We start from the raw sequence: 17997 nt of genomic DNA on the forward strand, positions 1-17997 counted from the left end.
CGAACCCGGGCGTCCGGTCCCGACCGTCGCCGCCCGCCCGGTCCAGCGCTCAGTCGCGGAACGAACCGTCCGCGCGCCGTGCATGGTTGGACAGCAGATGTCCGCACTGGGGGCAGTGGCGCCGCAGCCCTCGCTTGAGGACGTAGCCGATTCCCACGGTGCACAGATACATCAGGCCGACCGCGGTCTTCTGTATGAGCTTTCCCAGTCCCGACTTGGTGCAGGTTGCGCAGTCACGGCATCCGGTACCCATCGAATCCCCTCGCTTTCGGTTGTCCTGTCCAGCGGTGCTGCTGTTCAAGACGTGAGGGGAGACGGGTGAGGGTGCTCCGAGTACCGTCCGGGGACGGCCCCGGGACCGGGCTGTTACGGACCCGCGCCCAGCCCCCACGGCGGGCTGCCGCCGAAACGGGGAGCCGCGGAAACGGGAGGGGCGGCAGGCGGGAGCCCCCTAATCCGTACGGACCTCCGCGCGGTCGCCACCCCACCGGGTGTGGAACGTGCCCTCACGGTCGGCGCGCTGATAAGTGTGAGCGCCGAAATAGTCGCGCTGGGCCTGGGTGAGGGCGGCGGGGAGCCGGTGGGCCCGCAGCCCGTCGTAGTAGGCAAGCGCCCCCGACATGCCCGGCGTCGGCACCCCGCGCCGCGCCGCCAGAGCCACCGTTTCCCGCCAGGCACTCTGCGCCGCGCCCAGCTCCCGCCCGAACTCCGGATCGGCCAACAGCGTGGGCAGACCGGGACGTTCGGCGAACGCCCCGCGGATGCGGTCGAGGAACGCCGCGCGGATGATGCACCCCGCACGCCAGATGGCCGCGACGGACGAGAGATCGATGTCCCAGCCGTACTCCGCGCTCCCGGCCCGGATCATGTCCCAGCCCTGCGCGTAGGAGATGACCTTCGAGGCGTAGAGCGACTGCTCGACCTGTTCGGCGAAGCGGGCCGACTCCGTCTCCGAGAGCCGCGCCGGCTGCGCGGCACCGTCCCCGCCCCCGCCCGCAGGTGGGCCCGACAGCGCCGTGCCCACCTCTCGCAGCTGAGTGTGCCCGGACTGCGAGCGGGCGAAGACCGCCTGCGCGATGCCCGGCACCGGCACCCCCAGATCCAGTGCTGTCTGTACGGTCCAGCGGCCGGTGCCCTTCTGCTCGGCACGGTCAGCCACGATGTCGACGAACGGCCGGCCGGTGTCCGCGTCGGCGTGGGTGAGGACCTGTGCGGTGATCTCGATGAGGTAGGAGTCCAGCCGGCCCTCGTTCCAGCCGCGGAAGACGTCCGCGATCTCGGCGGGCGCCAGGCCGGCCACGTTCCGCAACAGGTCGTACGCCTCTGCGATGAGCTGCATGTCCGCGTACTCGATGCCGTTGTGGACCATCTTCACGAAGTGACCGGCACCGTCGGGACCTATGTGCGCGGTGCACGGCGCGCCGTCCGGTGCGCGGGCCGCGATCCGCTCCAGCAGCGGGCCCAGCGCCTCGTACGACTCCGCCGAGCCGCCCGGCATGATGCTCGGGCCCAGCAGAGCGCCCTCCTCGCCGCCGGAGATGCCGGTGCCGACGAAGTGGATGCCCCGCTCGCGCAGCGCGGCCTCGCGGCGACGGGTGTCCTCGAAATGCGCGTTGCCACCGTCGACGATGACATCGCCGGGCTCGACCAGCCCGGCGAACTCCTCGATCACCGCGTCCGTCGGCCCGCCCGCCTTCACCATCACCACCAGGCAGCGGGGCCGTTTCAGGGCCGCCACGAACTCCCGGGCCGAGGTGGTGGGCACGAAATCGCCCTCGCCGCTGAACTGTTCCACCAGCTCCCGGGTCCGCGCCTCGGTGCGGTTGTGCAGCGCGACGGTACAGCCGTTCCGGGCGAAGTTACGGGCGAGGTTGCGCCCCATGACGGCCAACCCGGTGACACCGATCTGCGCCGAAGCTGTCATGTTCATCCCTTTCCGACTTCCCGAGCCCCGTCGATCGTCCCCCGAGACGCCCCGGTCCGCTCGCTGCCCCGGACGTCTCAGGCGCCCGGACGCATCCGCGGCATCCGCGCCATCAAGGACGGATGGCCCCCGCGGCATCCTGCTCACTTGGCGTCGGCGTAGCACTCCACGACGGCCGTGGTGAAGGTGAACCGTACGGGCGTCGGCCCGAACGCGGCGACGGCCGCCTGCTCACCGGCCGCAACGATCGCTTCCCGTACCTCGGCCGCCTCCTCGGCGGGGCAGTGCACGATGACCTCGTCGTGCTGGAAGAACACCAGCTCGGCAGCGAGGTGTGCGAGCCGCTGCCGCAGTGCGGCCAGCATCAGTACCGCCCAGTCGGCCGCACTGCCCTGGACCACGAAGTTCCTGGTGAAGCGGCCCCGCGCCCGCGCGGCACCGGCCCCGCCCTCCGGTTCACCGCGCGCACCCAGGCCCTCACCGGACTCGGGGCCCGTGCCGCCCGCATCCTCCCCGCTGCCGTCCCCATGGCCTATGGGAGGGCAGGTGCGGCCCAGGTGCGTACGGACCAGCCGGCCCTCCTCGCCCGCTCGGGCCGCCTCGTCCACATAGGCCACGGCAGCGGGGAACCGTCTTCGCAGCGCAGCCAGGTTCTTCAGCCCGTCACCGCTGGTCTGGCCGTAGATCGCGCCGAGCAGCGCCAGCTTGGCCTGGGAGCGGTCCCCGGAGAACGCCCGCTCCGACAGTGCGGTGTACAGATCACGCTCGCCGCCCGCCACTGCCATCAGGCCAGGGTCCCGGGAGACGGCCGCCAGCACGCGCGGCTCCATCTGGTCGGCGTCCGCCACCACCAGCCGCCGGCCCGGATCGGCGACCACGGCCCGCCGCACCACCTTCGGGATCTGCAAGGCGCCGCCCCCGTTGGTCGTCCACCGGCCCGAGGCCGCACCGCCGGGTACGTACTCGGCGCGGAAGCGCCCGTCCCGCACCCAGGAGCGCAGCCAGCTCCAGCCGTGCGCGGTGTAGAGCCGGTACAGCTTCTTGTAGCGCAGCAGCGGCTCGACCGCGGGGTGGTCCACCTTCTGCAGCTCCCAGGCCCGCGTGGAGCTCAGCCGGACCCCCGCGCGGGCGAACGCCTGCAGCACGTCCGCGGCCAGGTCGGGCCGCACCCGTACGCCGGGTCCGAACGCCTGTGAGATCTCCTCCTCCAGCTCCACGAGGCGTCTGGGCAGCCCGCTGCCCGCATACCGCTCGCCCAGCAGCTCGTCCAGCAGCTCCCGGTGGATCTCCGCGCTCCAGGGCACACCGGCGTGCGTCATCTCCCCGGCCACCAGCGTGCCCGCCGACTCGCCGGCCAGCAGCAACCGCATCCGGTCCGGATGCTCGGCCCGGGCGGTGCGGTCGAGCTGCGCCGCGTAGACCTCCAGCAGCGCCTCCAGCGGGTCCGCCCCGTCCGGCAGCGGCACGGGGCCGGTCTCGAACAGCGAGGGCTGCGGGTCCGTCTCCCGCGGGGACGGCTGCCGGTCCGGGGGCACCGGCCGCCCGTGCAGCCGTGCCCAGGCAGCGGGCAGCGAGCGCGGCTCGCCCGCTCTGCCCTCGTGGCCCAGCAGCAGGGCTTCTGCCGTCTCCACGTCGTAGCACCGCTCCATCCGCACCCCGGAGCCCAGCAGCGCGGGCAGCACCTGGGGCGTGGCACGCCACACCCAGCGGGTCGTCCCGGGCCGCGACCGTACGGCCGCCGCCGCCGACTCCTCCGTACGCACGGGACCCGCCGCCCGGCCCTGTGCGTCCAGCGGGCACACCCGCACCCGGCCGTCGTCGGCCTGGGCCAGCGCCCATCGGCCTCCGGCAGCCGGTGTACGGCCTTCGCCGGGCGCCTCCCGCGTGGCGTGCGGAACCCCCGTTTCGTTCATGTTCCGGAGTCTCTCAGCTGCCTCTGACAACGCCCTCCGGCCGAGCCGACCCCCGGCGTCACGCTCCGAGCATGCGCATATCTCCCGCCTTTCTGGACACTCGTCGACAGCAGAGCGTCCTTCCGGCGGAGAGGGAAACCATGGACATATCGGGTGTCATCAGCGCGCTCGTCGTCGGTGTCGTCATCGGTGCGCTCGGTCGGCTGGTGCTGCCGGGCAGGCAGCAGGTGGGGCTGCTGTGGACGATCGTGGTCGGCATCGTCGCCGCGTTCATCGGTACCGGCATCGCGGATGGCGTCGGCGTCGCGGACACCAGGGGGTTCGACTGGATCGAGCTGATCATCCAGATCGCCCTCGCGGCGGTCGGCGTCGGCGCGCTGGAGCGGGCGCGCGCGGGATCAGGAGGGCGGGTGCGCCGCTAGCAGGCGGGCACCCCGCCACCGGGGCGTCCGCGCGGACGTGCGGACGCGCACAAGGCCCCGCGGTACACCACCGCGGGGCCTACAGGTGATTCGCCGAGCAGCTTCCGCTCTACCGGATGGACTTGATCAGCTCTCCGTCCGAGGTGTCGCCGCTCAGCTCCCAGAAGAAGGTGCCGCCGAGGCCCTGCTGGGAGGCCCAGTCACTCTTGGTGCCGACCGTCTCCGGGGTGTCGTAGCTCCACCACTGGTTGCCGCAGTGGGCGTAGGCGGTGCCGGCGACCTTGCCGGTGGCCGGGCAACGGTCCTTGAGGACCTTGTAGTCCTCGATGCCCTGCTCGTACTTGCCGGGTGCCGGACCGGACGCGGTGCCGCCGGGTTCGGACTGGTTCACCCCGGTCCAGCCACGGCCGTAGAAGCCGAGCCCGAGCAGCATCTTGTCCTTGGGGACGCCCATCTGCATGAGCTTGGCGATGGACTCCTTGGTGTTGAAGCCCTCCTTGGGGATGCCCTCGTACGGGGTCAACGGTGAGTGCGGTGCCGTGGGCCCCTGCGCGTCCCAGGCGCCGAAGTAGTCGTAGGTCATCGGGAGATACCAGTCGACGTACTGTGCGGCCGTCTTGTAGTCGGTGGCCTCCAGCTTCCCGCCCTTGGAGGCGTCGGCGGTGATCGCCGCGGTCACCAGCTTGTCGCCGAACTTGTCGCGCAGCGCCTTCATCATGTTCCCGAAGGCGTCCTTGCCGCTGGTGTCACAGCTGAGTCCGCAGGCGTTCGGGTACTCCCAGTCGATGTCGATGCCGTCGAAGAGCCCCTTCCAGCGGGAGTCGTTGAGCAGGTTGTAGCAGGACTCGGCGAACGCCGCCGGGTTCTTGGCCGCCTCGCCGAAGCCGCCGGACCAGGTCCAGCCGCCGAACGACCACAGCACCTTCAGGTTCGGGTGCTTCTGCTTGAGCTTCAGCAGCTGGTTGAAGTTGCCGCGCAGCGGCTGGTCCCAGGTGTCGGCCTTGCCGTCCACACTCTGGTCGGCGGTGTACGCCTTCTCGTAGTCGGCGTAGCTGTCGCCGACGGTGCACTTGCCGCCCTGGACGTTGCCGAAGGCGTAGTTGATGTGGGTGAGTTTGTCGGCCGAGCCCGAGGTCTCGATGTTCTTGACGTGGTAATTGCGCTGGTAGACGCCCCAGTTGGTGAAGTAGCCGATCGTCTTGCCCGCGGCCGACGATTTCGCGGCCGTGGTCCGTGCCTGCCGCTTTTCGGTCCCGGCAGACGCGGTGGCCGAGAGCAGGGTCGCGGCCAGGACCGCGGCACACAGCGCGCCCAGGAGGGCGATGAGTCCGCGGCGGCGGTTACGGGTCAGGCGTGGGGGTCTGGCGGTGAGGGAGTGTTGGCTGTCCGATCCGAGCATGGTCACCTCGCGTGTGGGGTGCGGGGGGTGTGGTGCCGGTCGTTCGTTCGGGGAATGTAGAAGGACTAGACCAGTTCGTCAATGGTTCGAACCAATCCCCGCTGTCGGACCACACCTCCCGCAACGGCCCCGGTCACGGTTCGGTTCAGCCCGGTACGCCGGTGACGGGGGGCCCGCGATCGGGCATACTCCAACTCGCCGCAGCCGCTGGTCAGCCACCCTCGCGACCCGACGGTGCAGTATCACGGCAGGGGCAGCGGCACCCCCGGCCCGCCCGCGGGCCGGTGTCCCTCGGCGACCCGCCCCACCCCGGCGCGGTCGCCGCAGTTCCTGACCCGAAGGAGAGCGCGCCATGCCTAAGGACGGTCCGCAGCCGGTGGAACGTGAACTGCCCACCGACGAGTCACGCGACCTACTGGGCCTCGTCCGGGATCTGGTGCAGCGGGAGATCAAGCCGGTGGCGGCCGAACAGGAGGCCGCGGGAGTCTTCCCCCGCGAAACCTTCCGGCTGCTCTCCGAGGCGGGACTCCTCGGCCTGCCCTACCCGGAGGAGTACGGCGGCGGAGGCCAGCCCTATCAGGTCTATCTCCAGGTCCTGGAGGAACTGGCCGCAGCACGCCTCACCGTGGGGCTCGGCACCAGCGTGCACTCCCTCGCCTGCCACGGGCTGGCCCACTTCGGCAGCAAGGAACAGCGCACCGAGTGGCTGCCCGACATGCTCGGCGGCGGCCTGCTCGGCGCCTACTGCCTCTCCGAGCCCTCCTCCGGCTCCGACGCCGCCGCGCTGCGCACCCGAGCCGTCCGCGACGGGGACTCCTGGGTGCTGAACGGCACCAAGGCGTGGATCACCCACGGGGGCATCGCCGACTTCTACACCGTGCTCGCCCGCACCGGCGAGGAGGGGCCCTGCGGCATCACCGCGTTCCTCGTCCCGGCCGACTCCGAAGGGCTGAGCGCCGCGACTCCCGAACACAAGATGGGGCTGAACGGATCACCCACCGCGCAGCTCCACTTCGACGGGGTGCGGGTGCCCGATGCGCGTCGGCTCGGCGACGAGGGCCAGGGCTTCCCCGTCGCCCTCTCCTCGCTCGACTCGGGCCGGCTGGGCATCGCGGCCTGCGCCGTCGGCGTCGCGCAGGCAGCACTCGACGAGGCGCTGGCCTACACGGCGGAACGCGAGCAGTTCGGCCGCCCCCTCGCGGACTTCCAGGGACTCCGCTTCATGCTCGCCGACATGGCCACCCGGATCGAGGCCGGACGTGCCCTCTATCTGGCGGCGGCCCGGCGGCGCGACGCAGGACAGCCGTTCTCCCGGCAGGCGGCGATGGCCAAGCTGTTCTGCACGGACACCGCCATGCAGGTCACCACCGACGCGGTGCAGCTCCTGGGCGGCTACGGCTACACGACGGACTTCCCCGTCGAGCGGTACATGCGCGAGGCCAAGGTCCTGCAGATCGTGGAGGGCACCAACCAGATCCAGCGCATGGTGGTCGCCCGGCATCTGGCGGGCCCGGAGAGCAAGGGCTGAGCCGGTGGTGCGGAACGCAGCGGTCGCCGTTCGTGCCTCGTACGCGTACCGGCCACTTCCCCCTCACCCGGCCGTCTGAGAATCTCCCGGACATCGCGTACGCCCACAGCTGGAGGCGCCAAATGTCCGCAGCCGTACCGCACTTCACCCGCCGCCGCGGCATCCGTACCGCCGCGGCGGCGGCCCTCGCACTGCCTCTCGCAACGCGCGGGGCGACCGCGCACGCCGTGCCCGCGCAACCCGCCTCCGCACCCGCGGACGAGCAGCGGAGAGCCGGGGAGACGGCAGCGCTCCGCACGATGTCCTTCAATCTGCGCTACGCCTCCGACACCCCGCCCAACAGCTGGCCCGAGCGCCGGTCCGTCATGCGGGCGCTGCTCCGTCTGGAGCGGCCGCATCTGATCGGCACCCAGGAAGGGCTGTACCCGCAGCTGAAGGACATCGCGGCCGATCTGGGACGGACGCGCTACGACTGGCTCGGCATCGGCCGCGCAGGCGGCAGCCGGGACGAGTTCATGGCGGTCTTCTACGACGTCGGGCGGCTGCTGCCGCTGGAGTACGACCACTTCTGGCTCTCCGGCCAGCCCAACCTCATCGGCTCCGCCACCTGGGGAAACACCGTCATCCGGATGGTCACCTGGGTGCGGTTCCGCGATCTGGCCACAGGGCGCGAGCTCTACCACCTCAACACCCACCTCGACCACCGGAGCCAGCCCTCGCGGGAGCGGTCGGCGGCGCTGATCGCCGAGCGCCTCTCCGGACTCGACCCGGCTCTCCCACGCCTGGTGACCGGCGACTTCAACGTCCCGGCGCACCGCAACCCCGTCTACGACACGCTGCTGGCCGAGGGCAAGCTCACCGACACCTGGGAGGTGGCGGAGAGCCGCAGCAAGCTGTACGGGACCTTCCACGGCTACAAGCCGCTGGTCCCCGACGGCGACCGCATCGACTGGATCCTCGCCTCACCCGGCGTCCGGGTACGGCGCGCCTCGATCAACACCTATGAGCGCGACGGACAGTACCCGAGCGACCACCTGCCGGTTCAGGCCCTGATCGAGCTGTGATCCTCCTCCGGGCCCCGGACCAGGGCCCGGCCGGCAGCACGCCCACCCCTCATCCGCGCGCTGAGTCCCACACGTCCCTGGCCACGTCCGCGTTGAGTGCCACCCGCACCAGCCCGGCCGCCAGCGACGCCAGCTGGTCGTTCTTCACCATCGCTGCCAGCTTCTGGGGGGACTTGGGCAGGCCCAGCCGCTCCGCGCCCTGGAGCGCCTTGTCGTCCAGATAGGGCTGGAACTCCGTCCACACCGCCTGGGCTTCCCGCAGGAAGATCGACACTCCCATGGGGCCGATGCCGGGGACCTCGCGCAGACCGCCTTCGACATCGCCGCTCTTGTGCATCTTGCGCAGGTCGCCGCCCCACCGGTCCAGCAGCAGCTCGGCACCCCGGCCGAGCTGGGTGGCGGTGCGCTCGTCATAGCGGCGGTAGCCGCCCTCGCCGAGCGCGTCGACCCGCTGCTGCCAGCTGGCCTCCGCCATCCGTTTCGGGTCCTTCATCCCCGCCTTCACCAGCGCCCGCGCGCTGGCGACCGCGATGTCCGAGCGAATCCGCGCGCTCAGCAGCAGGGACAGCACCAGCAGCTGGTAGAGCGGCTGCGGAGTGTCACGCAGCGTGATGCCCGCTTCCTCCGCGTACGTCGTCCCGTGCCGCTTCAGCAGCTCCCGCACAAGGGCCTGCTGCTGGTCCTGCTTGCCACCCTGCTTGGTGCTGGTCGACTTTCCCGTCCTGCTCTTCGTGCTCGTTTTCGCAGCCATAACGCCTCCTCGGCACCCGGGTCCCCAGCCGTACGGGATCCACGCCGGGCCCGCACGGAGCTACCCGGTCAGCTGTTCCTCACCGGCACCCGGCCGAAAACACGCTCGGCGGCCCGTCACCTCGCCGCTGTCCCGGCTCACCACTCGGCCACCCTCGGCACCGGCACCGGAACAGAGCCCTCCGCCAGCGAGCGGGCGCCGGCCACTCCCACCAGGGAGGCGGCGACCGCGGGCCGGACCGGCACCCGGGGCGGCGCCCCCTCGGTCACCGTCCGCCGGAACGCTTCGACGATCAGCGCGGTGCCCGCCTCCGCCGGGTCCACGGGTCTGCCGTACAGCGTTGTCCGCTGCGGTGGGTATATCTCGTCCCGCAACGAACCGCCGTTCGCCCAGGGCTCGTTGCGCAGCCGTACCGACCAGGCGGCGTCGCCCGGCGCGCGCAGCGACTCCGCGAGCCCTCGGGTGCCGCGCACCGACAGCCAGGACCAATGGCTGTCCGGCTCGCCCTGGAGGAAGGTCTGCCGGGTGAGCGCCAGCGCCCCCGTCGACAGCTGGGTGGCCAGCACCACCGCCATCGGGCGCTCGCTCGGCCCGACCGGGTGCGCCGTGACCTCCACAGGCCAGGCCCCGGTCACGTCCAGCACGGGGGAGAGGGTGTGGGTGCAGTACGCGGTGGGGGCGATCCGGCCGCGCCAGTGGGTGGGATCGCCCGCCATCGCGACGATGTCCTGCGGAGCGAGGCCGTGCACGTAGTCGCACTCGATCAGCTCGACGGAGCCGACCTCGCCGTCCGCGACCAGCCCGCCGATCGCCCGCACATGCGGGTGCTCGACGTAGTTCTCAGCGAAGGAGTAACTGGCCGGGGACTTCTCGGCGGCCTCGACCAGCGACCGGCCCTCCTCCTCGGTCACACAGGCGGCGCACTCGCTCAGCACGTGCACTCCCCGTTCGAGGAAGGCGAGCGCCGGCTCGGTGTGTGCGTCGAAGTCGTTGGCCAGCACGACGGCCGTCACTTCGGCGTCCAGCAGTTCCTGCCAACTGCTCGCCGTACGCGCAGTGGGGAACTCGGCGGAGGCCGCCGCCAGCAGTTCGGCGTCGGGATCGCACAACGCCGCAATGTCGAAACCCGCGCGGGCGCACCAGCGGGCGAGCACCAGCCCGCGCCGCAACCCCACCACCAGCAACCGTGCCATGCGGTCACCTTGACCGGGCCCGCCCGCCGAGGCAACCGGATTACCGGCGGGCGGCGGTGTCTTGGCGGCGGCGACCGGCGGTGCGCCAGATCAACCCTGCGTATCCGTACGGCAGTCGGTCACTTCGCGCCGACCCGCACCGGCCGGTCGTCGGGCCGTCCGGCGTGCGAGAACGGCTGGGTGCGCCAGTCCAGCCCCTCGGGCAGTGTCAGCAGTTCACTCACCGCGCGCTCGCGGGTCTCGCTGTCCCAGGGCGTGGCCTCCCGTACCTGGCGGCCCGAGCCCTGGCACACCGTCAGCCCGAACGGGTCCCAGGGTGAGGCGCACAGCCCGTGGCGCGGCAGTGTCTCCTCGTGGGTGAACACCGCGATCGCCTGGCGGCATTCGGGGCACTTGACGCGGAGACCTTCGTACATCTCGTCCTCGACGACCGGTCCTGTCAGTTCGGTGGAGACGTCCGGGCCGTCCGGGGAAGCGGCCTCGTTCGCGTGCGTCTCGTCGTACCGGTGAGCGGAGCGGGCGGACTTCGTCGTGCGCATGTAATCCCCCTCGATGGAACGGCCGGGCGACTGGGCTCCGGCCACAGCAAGCACTTCCCGCCGTGCCACGCGCATAATCACCCCGTGCGGGAGGACGCGGGAGCATATGTGTGGCCTTCGTCACATGCCTGGGGCCCGTGCGCTCGCCCCTGACGCCCGCTCGTTGCGGCGCGCCGCCCGCTCGTGCCGGAGCGTTCTCGGTGCGCCGGGCGCGCGGGCGCAGTACGGTGATCCGCTGTGGAGGAACTCGACCGTCAGATCGTGGAACTGCTCGTCAAGGACGGGCGGATGAGCTACACCGACCTGGGCAAGGCCACCGGCCTGTCCACCTCGGCCGTGCATCAGCGGGTGCGCCGCCTCGAACAGCGCGGCGTCATCCGCGGCTATGCCGCGCTCGTGGACCCCGAGGCTGTCGGACTGCCGATGACGGCGTTCATCTCCGTCAAACCGTTCGACCCCAGCGCCCCGGACGACATCGCGGACCGGCTCGCTGACGTGCCGGAGATCGAGGCGTGCCACAGCGTGGCGGGGGACGAGAACTACATCCTCAAGGTGCGGGTGGCCACCCCCATCGAGCTTGAGCATCTGCTGGCCAGGATCCGCAGCCTGGCCGGTGTCTCCACCCGTACGACCGTCGTGCTGTCCACCCCGTACGAGGCGCGTCCGCCCCGCATCTGAGACGCCGCTCCCGCGCGCCGAGGCGTGCGTAACTGCCGCTGGGTCCCCCGCCCCCGCGCGGGGAGTGAGCCCCGGGAGCGGGAGACTGTTCCCATGAGCGAGCGCACAACCCCGTCCCGGCCCCGTACCCTCCTGCTGCGCGGGGGCGAGGTGCACAGCCCCGCCGATCCGTTCGCGACCGCGATGGTCGTGGAGGGCGACAGCATCGCCTGGATCGGTACGGAGGGCGCTGCCGACTCCTTCGCCGACGGCGTCGACGAGGTGGTCCACCTCGACGGCGCCCTCGTCACACCGGCCTTCACCGACGCCCATGTGCACACAACGGCGACCGGACTCGCGCTGACCGGGCTCGACCTGTCCGGTGCCCCCACGCTCGCCGATGCGCTGGCCCAGGTGCGTGCGTATGCGAAGGCACGTCCGGACGACCGGGTGCTGCTGGGCACCGGCTGGGACGCGCACGCCTGGCCCGAACAGCGCCACCCCCGGCGCGCGGAGCTCGACGAGGCGAGCGGCGGGCGGCCGCTGTATCTGACCCGGATCGACGTCCACTCCGCGCTCGTCAGCACGGCCATGCTCGACCTCGTCCCCGACATCACCACTCGCGAGGGCTACCAGCCCGGCGCCCCGTTGACGGGCGACGCACATCACGCCGTACGGGAGACCGCGTACGCCACGCTCACCCCGCGGCAGCGCACCGAGGCCCAGCGTGCCGCCCGGGCCCACGCCGCCTCACTGGGCATCGGGGCGCTCCACGAGTGCGCAGGACCCGAGATCTCCGGCGAGGAGGACCTGCGCGGGCTGCTCGCGCTCGCCGCGGAGGAGCCGGGCCCCCGCGTCCACGGGTACTGGGCGGAACTCGTCACCTCGGCGCAGGAAGCCGCCCGCGTCGGCGAGCTCGGCGTCGTCGGCGCCGCCGGCGACCTCTTCGCGGACGGCTCCCTCGGCTCCCACACGGCGCACCTGTGCGCCCCCTATGCCGACGCGCCGCACAGCAGCGGGAGCGCACTGCTGGACGCCGAGGCCATCGCCGCCCACGTCGCCGCCTGCACCGAGGCGGGGATCCAGGCCGGGTTCCACGCCATCGGCGACGGGGCGCTCCAGGCGGTCACCGAGGGGGTGCGCCGCGCCGCCGAGACCGTCGGCCTCGACCGAGTCCGCGCCGCCCGGCACCGGATCGAGCACGCCGAGATGCTCACCGAGCGCACCATCACCGACTTCGCCGACCTGGCCCTCACGGCCTCCGTACAGCCCGGGTTCGACGCTTCTTGGGGTGGCGCGGACGGTATGTACGCGCGCCGCCTGGGCGCCGAACGCGCTGCCACCCTCAACCCGTACGCGGCGCTGCTGCGGGCCGGCGTTCCGCTCGCGCTCGGCTCGGACAGCCCCGTCACCCCGCTCGGACCCTGGGAGGCCATCCGCGCCGCCGCCTTCCACCACACCCATGAGCACCGGATCTCCGTGCGCGGCGCGTTCACCGCGCACACCCGCGGCGGCTGGCGCGCACTCGGCCGCGACGACGCCGGAGTGCTGGTTCCCGGAGCGCCCGCCGACTACGCGCTGTGGCGCACCGGGCCACTGGTCGTACAGGCTCCCGACACGAGCGTCGCCAACTGGTCCACCGATCCCCGGTCGGGCACCCCCGGGCTGCCCGATCTGACACCGGGCGGTCAAGTCCCGGTCTGTCTGCGGACGGTGGTGGGCGGACGTACGGTCTACGCACGGCCGGACGAGTGATGTAGCAGACGGCGATACGGCCGAACGAGACCCCCTCTGCCCGTCGCCGTGACGCCGCCGTCTCCGCACTGACCTGGTATTTCACCGAAACACCCCAGGTGGTCGGGCTGTTGACAATGATTGCCCGGAGCCCGGTAGGTTCGGCCGCGTCCACCACAGGACGTCCGACCGGGGATCTTCCGCGCTGTCGTCGAACGCCGCTGGGCCACGGGGTGGTGTACCGCACCGGCGCACCACCACTGCGAGCCAGGTCCAGCGCCCGCGGCACGGGACAGATGGTTACCGCCGGTCGGCGGGTGTGACCCGGAACGGGGCCCGGACGCTCAGTAGACAACGGCTTTCGGACGATCCGCAGCCAGCGGGTCCCAGGTCGGCCCGAAGGGCGCCGGGTCCCTGTCCGGGGGAATGAGCCGGACGTGGTGGTTGCGGGGTTCTTTCCTTCCGCCGGACCCTCGCCGTTGTGCTTGCCGCCGGGTGGGAAGGGCACCCCTTCAGGGGCGCGGGGAACTGCGCGCGCAAGCACCACGGCGGGTCAGTCGCCGGGCGACCGAACCACCCGAGCTCTGCGGCGCATTGTGCTGACGGGGCAACCCGTCACGCTCTGCGACCTAGCAGACACCGTTCCGGTCTGCCTTCTGTGCTTTCCCGCCGCTTTACGGTCCCGCGCCCCGCGCCGGCCCCCGCGCGTTGTACGGTCGGCTCACACCATCGCACGACCTGCTAGGAAGGCCGCGACCTTGGCTTCGGGCCCCGACACCACCTCCGCGTCCGCCCCGGACGGCTCCCGGGAGCGGAAGGCGGCACCCGCCGCGCAGCGCAGCGCGCCGGGCGAGTCAGCGCGCGCGGACAGTGCCGATACGAGCAGTGCCGGCACACCCACTGCCGAGGCGAGCAGTAACGTCCCGCCAGACAGTGGGCAGTCGGCGGTCCGTGGTGCCGCGCGCCCCGGCCGGATGCGCCGGCTTGCGGCGCTGGCGCGGCGTGAAGCACGCCGCACCGGGCTGGCCGTGCTCAGCGGTGTCGCCCTCGCGTTCGCCTTCCCGCCGTACGGGGTCTGGCCGCTCTCGATCGGGGCCGTCGCCGCGCTGAGCCTGCTCACCCGCGGCCGGACGGGCCGCCAGGGCGCCTGGCTCGGACTCGCGTTCGGCTGGCCCTTCTTCGTCGTTCTGCTCAAGTGGCTGCATGTCGTCGGCTGGGACGCGACCATCGGACTCGCCTTCATCCAGGGGCTGTTCGTCCTCGGGCTCGGTGCCGGACTCGCCATGACCTCGCGGCTGCCGCTGTGGCCGCTGTGGGGCGCCTGTCTGTGGCTGACCGAGGAATTCCTGCGCGACCGGCTGCCGTTCGGCGGCTTCTCCTGGGGACGTCTCGCCTTCGCCAACACCGACTCGCCCTACACCCCGCTGGCCGCTCTCGGCGGCGCCCCGCTGGTGTCCTTCGCGGTCGCCCTGACGGGAACGCTGCTGGCCGGTGTCGCGTTGACGGCCTGGCGGCTGCGCTCTCACGGGGCCCGCACCACCCGCGCGTACGCCCCCGGGCTCGGCGCTCTCGCGCTCGCCGGAGTGATCACGGCCGCGGGGTTCGCGGTGCCGGTACCGACCAAGGCGGCCGACACCGTGCGCATCGCCGTGGTGCAGGGCAACGTCCAGCAGCCGGGCATGCACTTCCTCGGCCGCCCCATGCAGATCCTCAACAACCACGTAGAGGCCACTCTCGATCTGGCCGAGCGGATCAAGAAGGGCAAGGAGCCCAAGCCGGATCTGGTGATCTGGCCGGAGAACTCCTCCGACCTCGACCCCTACAAATGGACCGCGGCGCGCGACCTCATCGACAAGGCCGTGAAGGCCGTCGGCGTGCCCGTCCTGGTCGGCGCCCTCGTCGACCACCCCACCAAGCAGGGCTACGTCGAGAACCAGGGCATCGTCTGGGACCCGAAGAAGGGCCCCGGCGCTTCCTACACCAAGCAGCACCCGGTCCCGTTCGGCGAGTACGTCCCCTTCCGCGACCAGCTCAGCAAGGTGATCACCCGCCTTCAGCAGGTCCCCCGCGACTTCTACCCCGGCGACCACACCGGCGTCCTGCAGACCGGCCCGGCCCGCCTCGGCGATGTGATCTGCTTCGAGGTCGCCTACGACGAGATCCCGCGGGACACCGTCAACGACGGAGCACGCGCGCTCGTCGTACAGACCAACAACGCCACCTACGGGCGAACCGGCCAGCCCGAACAGCAGCTGGCGATGTCCAAGCTGCGCGCCGTCGAGCACGGCCGCGCCGTGGTGACCGCGGCGACGAGTGGCATCAGCGCCATCGTCGAGCCCGACGGCACCATCCAGCAGCGCACGGACGAGTTCACCCAGGACGTACTCACCGGGAAGCTCCCGCTGCGCGACCAGATCACCCTCGCCGACCGCGTCGGTGCCGCTCCCGAATGGGTGATCGCTATCGTGGGCGTGCTCGCCTGCGCCGGAGCATGGGTGTTGAACCGCAGGGGGCGCAGCGTCCGTACAGAAGCCCGTACGGAAACCGCAGCGACGGACGCCGCCGACCTCGAGGACGGCACCGACGAGAACGACCGACAGGCACAACCGGAGGGGCAGCACCAGTGACGGACGGCGGACAGCGGCGGTACGGCCCGCTCGGAACGGCCCTGGTCATCATCCCGACCTACAACGAGGCCGACAACATCCAGCCCGTCGTCTCCCGGGTGCGCGAGGCGGTGCCCGAGGCGCACATCCTGGTCGCCGACGACAACAGCCCCGACGGCACCGGAAAGATCGCCGACGAGCTCGCCGGCGACGACGACCACGTCCATGTCCTGCACCGTAAGGGCAAGGAGGGCCTCGGAGCCGCGTATCTGGCGGGCTTCCGCTGGGGCATCGACAACGGCTACGGCGTGCTGATCGAGATGGACGCCGACGGCTCCCACCCGCCGGAGGAGCTGCCCCGGCTGCTGACCGCGCTGGGCGGCGCCGACCTGGTGATCGGCTCTCGCTGGGTGCCGGGCGGCCGGATCGTCAACTGGCCCAAGTCCCGCGAGTTCCTCTCCCGCGGCGCCAGCACCTACTCCCGGCTGCTTCTGGACGTCGACGTACGCGATGTGACGGCCGGCTTCCGCGCCTTCCGCAAGGAGACCCTGGAGGGCATCGGCCTGGAGTCCATCGCCTCCCAGGGCTACTGCTTCCAGGTTGACCTCACCCGCCGCACCGTGCACGCCGGGTACCACGTGGTGGAGGTCCCGATCACCTTCGTCGAGCGGGAGCGCGGCGACTCCAAGATGAGCCGGGACATCATGGCCGAGGCGCTGTGGCGGATCGCCGCCTGGGGCGTCGAGGACCGGGTCAAGAAGGTCCTCGGCCGCGGGGAGACGCATCGCGGGAGCCGCCGGGAAAGCAGCGGAGACGGCCGGCGGGACAGCTGATCCCGGGGCTACGCGGCACCAGGCACACTGGAAGAATGACGACTCGCGCACCCTTCCCGTACGAGCCACAAGGACAGGACGCGGGCGGCGCAGACGGCGGTCAGAGGCAGGGAGCCGGGGCGCGCTCCGGCGAGAAGCCCCCGCCCCGGCCGCCTCGGTCGAAGGGCCGGACCCTGCTGCCGCTGGCTGTCGCGGTGTGGGCCGTGCTGGAGATCTGGCTGCTGACCCTGCTCGGCCGGGCGGCAGGCGGGCTGACGGTCTTCCTGGCACTGGCCGGAGGCTTCGTGCTCGGCGCCGCCGTGATCAAGCGGGCCGGACGCCGTGCCTGGCGCAACCTGGCCGACACGGTGCAGCGCGCCCAGGAGCAGGCCCGCGGAGGTGGCGAGCCCGGTGACAAGCCGGCCGCCGAGAGCCGCGGCGGCAACGGGATGACGATGCTCGGCGGACTGCTGCTGATGATCCCCGGGCTGGTCTCGGACGCCGCCGCGTTGCTGTGTCTCTTCCCGCCGACGGCCAAGCTGCTGCGCGGCTCCGTGCAGCGCTCCCTGGACCGCCGCAGCGGTTTCCCGCCCGGCACCCTCGGCGACGCCTACCAGCAGGCACGCACGGCCGAGCAGCAGGTGCGGATGCACCGGCCGGACGGCAAGGTCGTCCAGGGCGAGGTCGTCCGCGACGACGAACAGCCCGGCCGCGAGGACGGGCAGCGGGGCAGCTGAGCCGCCAGTCCTGAGAGCACAAAAGGGCCCGGGGTCACACGAAGACGTGTGACCCCGGGCCCTCTCGCTGTGTTACTCGGTGCGCCGCCTCCTGGTCAGGCGGACTTGCGCTTGCTTCCGCTGTTGTCGTCGCGGGGGTGCACCGCAAGGTTCATGGTGCCGGAGCGCAGTACGGCGAGCCGCTCGGCGAGGACTTCCTCGAGCTCCTCGCGGGTACGCCGCTCCATCAGCATGTCCCAGTGCGTGCGCGCGGGCTTGCCCTTTTTCTCCTCCGGACCCTCGCCGTCCACCAGGAGCGCCTGTGCACCGCACACCTTGCACTCCCACTCGGATGGAATCTCGGCCTCTACCGAGAACGGCATCTCGAAACGATGGCCGTTCTGGCATGCGTACTCCACGGCCTGGCGCGGGGCCAGGTCGATGCCGCGGTCGGTCTCGTAGCTGGTCACCACGAGTCGCGTGCCGCGAAGAGCTCGCTCACTCATGAATTCGTGCCTCCCGGGCTGGTCGCCCACAGGACAGGTGTCGCTGTCGTCGTCATCCGGTCAACGTCCGGCCGCCGGTGAAGATTCCCGCAATCGGGAGATCGCCCACCTGTCACGCACCTCCAACCGTGACCGGAGGGCTGTGCGCCGCTGCTCTTTTGTGCCGCCGCTTCGTTGATCTGCGGTACCCCCCGGTGACCGGTTTGTCACAACTGACAGAAGATGTCACCCAC

The 17997-nt window shown here is 71.6% G+C and carries 16 protein-coding genes; 8 read left to right on the plus strand and 8 right to left on the minus strand.

Annotated features, from left to right (window positions below; genetic code table 11):
- Positions 1–49: 49 nt before the first annotated feature.
- The 3 genes from ACTWP9_RS31270 to ACTWP9_RS31280 form a co-directional block, all read right to left on the minus strand.
- Positions 50–253 carry a hypothetical protein gene (locus ACTWP9_RS31270; protein WP_443249690.1) on the minus strand — a complete coding sequence of 68 codons (204 nt, stop codon included), beginning with the start codon at positions 251–253 and terminating at the stop codon, positions 50–52.
- A gap of 198 nt (positions 254–451) precedes the next feature.
- Positions 452–1924, minus strand: a complete 1473-nt coding sequence (gene gndA / locus ACTWP9_RS31275) for an NADP-dependent phosphogluconate dehydrogenase (protein ID WP_443249691.1) — start codon at positions 1922–1924, stop codon at positions 452–454.
- Positions 1925–2067: 143 nt separating this feature from the next.
- The gene (locus tag ACTWP9_RS31280) at positions 2068–3837 is read right to left on the minus strand and encodes a bifunctional 3'-5' exonuclease/DNA polymerase (protein ID WP_443249692.1); all 1770 of its coding nucleotides are present in this window, start codon (positions 3835–3837) and stop codon (positions 2068–2070) included.
- 140 nt (positions 3838–3977) lie between these two features.
- Here ACTWP9_RS31280 and ACTWP9_RS31285 point away from each other — a divergent pair, with 140 nt between their 5' ends.
- Positions 3978–4259: a GlsB/YeaQ/YmgE family stress response membrane protein gene (locus ACTWP9_RS31285; protein WP_443249740.1), complete on the plus strand. Its 282-nt coding sequence runs from the start codon at positions 3978–3980 to the stop codon at positions 4257–4259.
- A gap of 109 nt (positions 4260–4368) precedes the next feature.
- On the opposite strand, the gene ACTWP9_RS31290 is transcribed toward ACTWP9_RS31285, so the two are convergent.
- Entirely contained in the window at positions 4369–5658 is a 1290-nt protein-coding gene (locus ACTWP9_RS31290; protein WP_443249693.1) for a glycoside hydrolase family 18 protein, read from the minus strand.
- Between the two features lie 352 nt (positions 5659–6010).
- On the opposite strand from ACTWP9_RS31290, the gene ACTWP9_RS31295 reads away from it, so the two are divergent.
- Positions 6011–7186, plus strand: a complete 1176-nt coding sequence (locus ACTWP9_RS31295; RefSeq protein WP_443249694.1) for an acyl-CoA dehydrogenase — start codon at positions 6011–6013, stop codon at positions 7184–7186.
- 122 nt (positions 7187–7308) lie between these two features.
- Entirely contained in the window at positions 7309–8250 is a 942-nt protein-coding gene (locus tag ACTWP9_RS31300) for an endonuclease/exonuclease/phosphatase family protein (RefSeq protein ID WP_443249695.1), read from the plus strand.
- A 49-nt stretch (positions 8251–8299) separates the two neighbouring features.
- On the opposite strand, the gene ACTWP9_RS31305 is transcribed toward ACTWP9_RS31300, so the two are convergent.
- The 3 genes from ACTWP9_RS31305 to ACTWP9_RS31315 form a co-directional block, all read right to left on the minus strand.
- Complete coding sequence (locus ACTWP9_RS31305) at positions 8300–9001, minus strand: hypothetical protein (protein ID WP_443249696.1); 702 nt, start codon at positions 8999–9001, stop codon at positions 8300–8302.
- 137 nt (positions 9002–9138) lie between these two features.
- Complete coding sequence (locus ACTWP9_RS31310) at positions 9139–10194, minus strand: Gfo/Idh/MocA family protein (RefSeq protein ID WP_443249697.1); 1056 nt, start codon at positions 10192–10194, stop codon at positions 9139–9141.
- A 119-nt stretch (positions 10195–10313) separates the two neighbouring features.
- On the minus strand, positions 10314–10733 hold the full coding sequence (locus tag ACTWP9_RS31315) for a hypothetical protein (RefSeq protein ID WP_443249698.1): 420 nt from the start codon (positions 10731–10733) through the stop codon (positions 10314–10316).
- Between the two features lie 237 nt (positions 10734–10970).
- Here ACTWP9_RS31315 and ACTWP9_RS31320 point away from each other — a divergent pair, with 237 nt between their 5' ends.
- From ACTWP9_RS31320 to fxsA, 5 genes are all read left to right on the plus strand, one after another.
- Positions 10971–11411 (plus strand): Lrp/AsnC family transcriptional regulator, encoded by a 441-nt coding sequence (locus tag ACTWP9_RS31320; protein ID WP_209238340.1) that lies wholly within the window; start codon positions 10971–10973, stop codon positions 11409–11411.
- Between the two features lie 93 nt (positions 11412–11504).
- Positions 11505–13145 (plus strand): amidohydrolase, encoded by a 1641-nt coding sequence (locus ACTWP9_RS31325; protein WP_443249699.1) that lies wholly within the window; start codon positions 11505–11507, stop codon positions 13143–13145.
- A 737-nt stretch (positions 13146–13882) separates the two neighbouring features.
- Positions 13883–15751, plus strand: a complete 1869-nt coding sequence (lnt, locus tag ACTWP9_RS31330; RefSeq protein WP_443249700.1) for an apolipoprotein N-acyltransferase — start codon at positions 13883–13885, stop codon at positions 15749–15751.
- The gene (locus ACTWP9_RS31335) at positions 15748–16563 is read left to right on the plus strand and encodes a polyprenol monophosphomannose synthase (RefSeq protein WP_443249701.1); all 816 of its coding nucleotides are present in this window, start codon (positions 15748–15750) and stop codon (positions 16561–16563) included. Before lnt ends, ACTWP9_RS31335 begins: the two co-directional genes overlap by 4 nt.
- A 35-nt stretch (positions 16564–16598) precedes the next feature.
- Complete coding sequence (gene fxsA, locus ACTWP9_RS31340; protein ID WP_443249702.1) at positions 16599–17279, plus strand: FxsA family membrane protein; 681 nt, start codon at positions 16599–16601, stop codon at positions 17277–17279.
- 95 nt (positions 17280–17374) lie between these two features.
- Here the strand turns inward: fxsA and ACTWP9_RS31345 are convergent, their stop codons facing one another.
- Positions 17375–17764, minus strand: a complete 390-nt coding sequence (locus ACTWP9_RS31345; RefSeq protein ID WP_209238044.1) for an RNA polymerase-binding protein RbpA — start codon at positions 17762–17764, stop codon at positions 17375–17377.
- Positions 17765–17997: the final 233 nt, after the last annotated feature.

The sequence above is a fragment of the Streptomyces sp. 3N207 genome, from assembly GCF_052246355.1.
Classification (GTDB): domain Bacteria; phylum Actinomycetota; class Actinomycetes; order Streptomycetales; family Streptomycetaceae; genus Streptomyces.

Excerpts from the sequence above, each read along its gene's own strand:
- ACTWP9_RS31295 (WP_443249694.1), top strand. The coding sequence starts at position 6,011 with ATGCCTAAGGACGGTCCGCAGCCGGTGGAACGTGAACTGCCCACCGAC.
- gndA (WP_443249691.1), bottom strand. The coding sequence starts at position 1,924 with ATGACAGCTTCGGCGCAGATCGGTGTCACCGGGTTGGCCGTCATGGGG.
- ACTWP9_RS31270 (WP_443249690.1), bottom strand. The coding sequence starts at position 253 with ATGGGTACCGGATGCCGTGACTGCGCAACCTGCACCAAGTCGGGACTG.
- fxsA (WP_443249702.1), top strand. The coding sequence starts at position 16,599 with ATGACGACTCGCGCACCCTTCCCGTACGAGCCACAAGGACAGGACGCG.
- ACTWP9_RS31345 (WP_209238044.1), bottom strand. The coding sequence starts at position 17,764 with ATGAGTGAGCGAGCTCTTCGCGGCACGCGACTCGTGGTGACCAGCTAC.
- ACTWP9_RS31315 (WP_443249698.1), bottom strand. The coding sequence starts at position 10,733 with ATGCGCACGACGAAGTCCGCCCGCTCCGCTCACCGGTACGACGAGACG.
- ACTWP9_RS31285 (WP_443249740.1), top strand. The coding sequence starts at position 3,978 with ATGGACATATCGGGTGTCATCAGCGCGCTCGTCGTCGGTGTCGTCATC.
- ACTWP9_RS31280 (WP_443249692.1), bottom strand. The coding sequence starts at position 3,837 with ATGAACGAAACGGGGGTTCCGCACGCCACGCGGGAGGCGCCCGGCGAA.
- ACTWP9_RS31305 (WP_443249696.1), bottom strand. The coding sequence starts at position 9,001 with ATGGCTGCGAAAACGAGCACGAAGAGCAGGACGGGAAAGTCGACCAGC.
- ACTWP9_RS31300 (WP_443249695.1), top strand. The coding sequence starts at position 7,309 with ATGTCCGCAGCCGTACCGCACTTCACCCGCCGCCGCGGCATCCGTACC.
- ACTWP9_RS31290 (WP_443249693.1), bottom strand. The coding sequence starts at position 5,658 with ATGCTCGGATCGGACAGCCAACACTCCCTCACCGCCAGACCCCCACGC.
- ACTWP9_RS31325 (WP_443249699.1), top strand. The coding sequence starts at position 11,505 with ATGAGCGAGCGCACAACCCCGTCCCGGCCCCGTACCCTCCTGCTGCGC.
- ACTWP9_RS31310 (WP_443249697.1), bottom strand. The coding sequence starts at position 10,194 with ATGGCACGGTTGCTGGTGGTGGGGTTGCGGCGCGGGCTGGTGCTCGCC.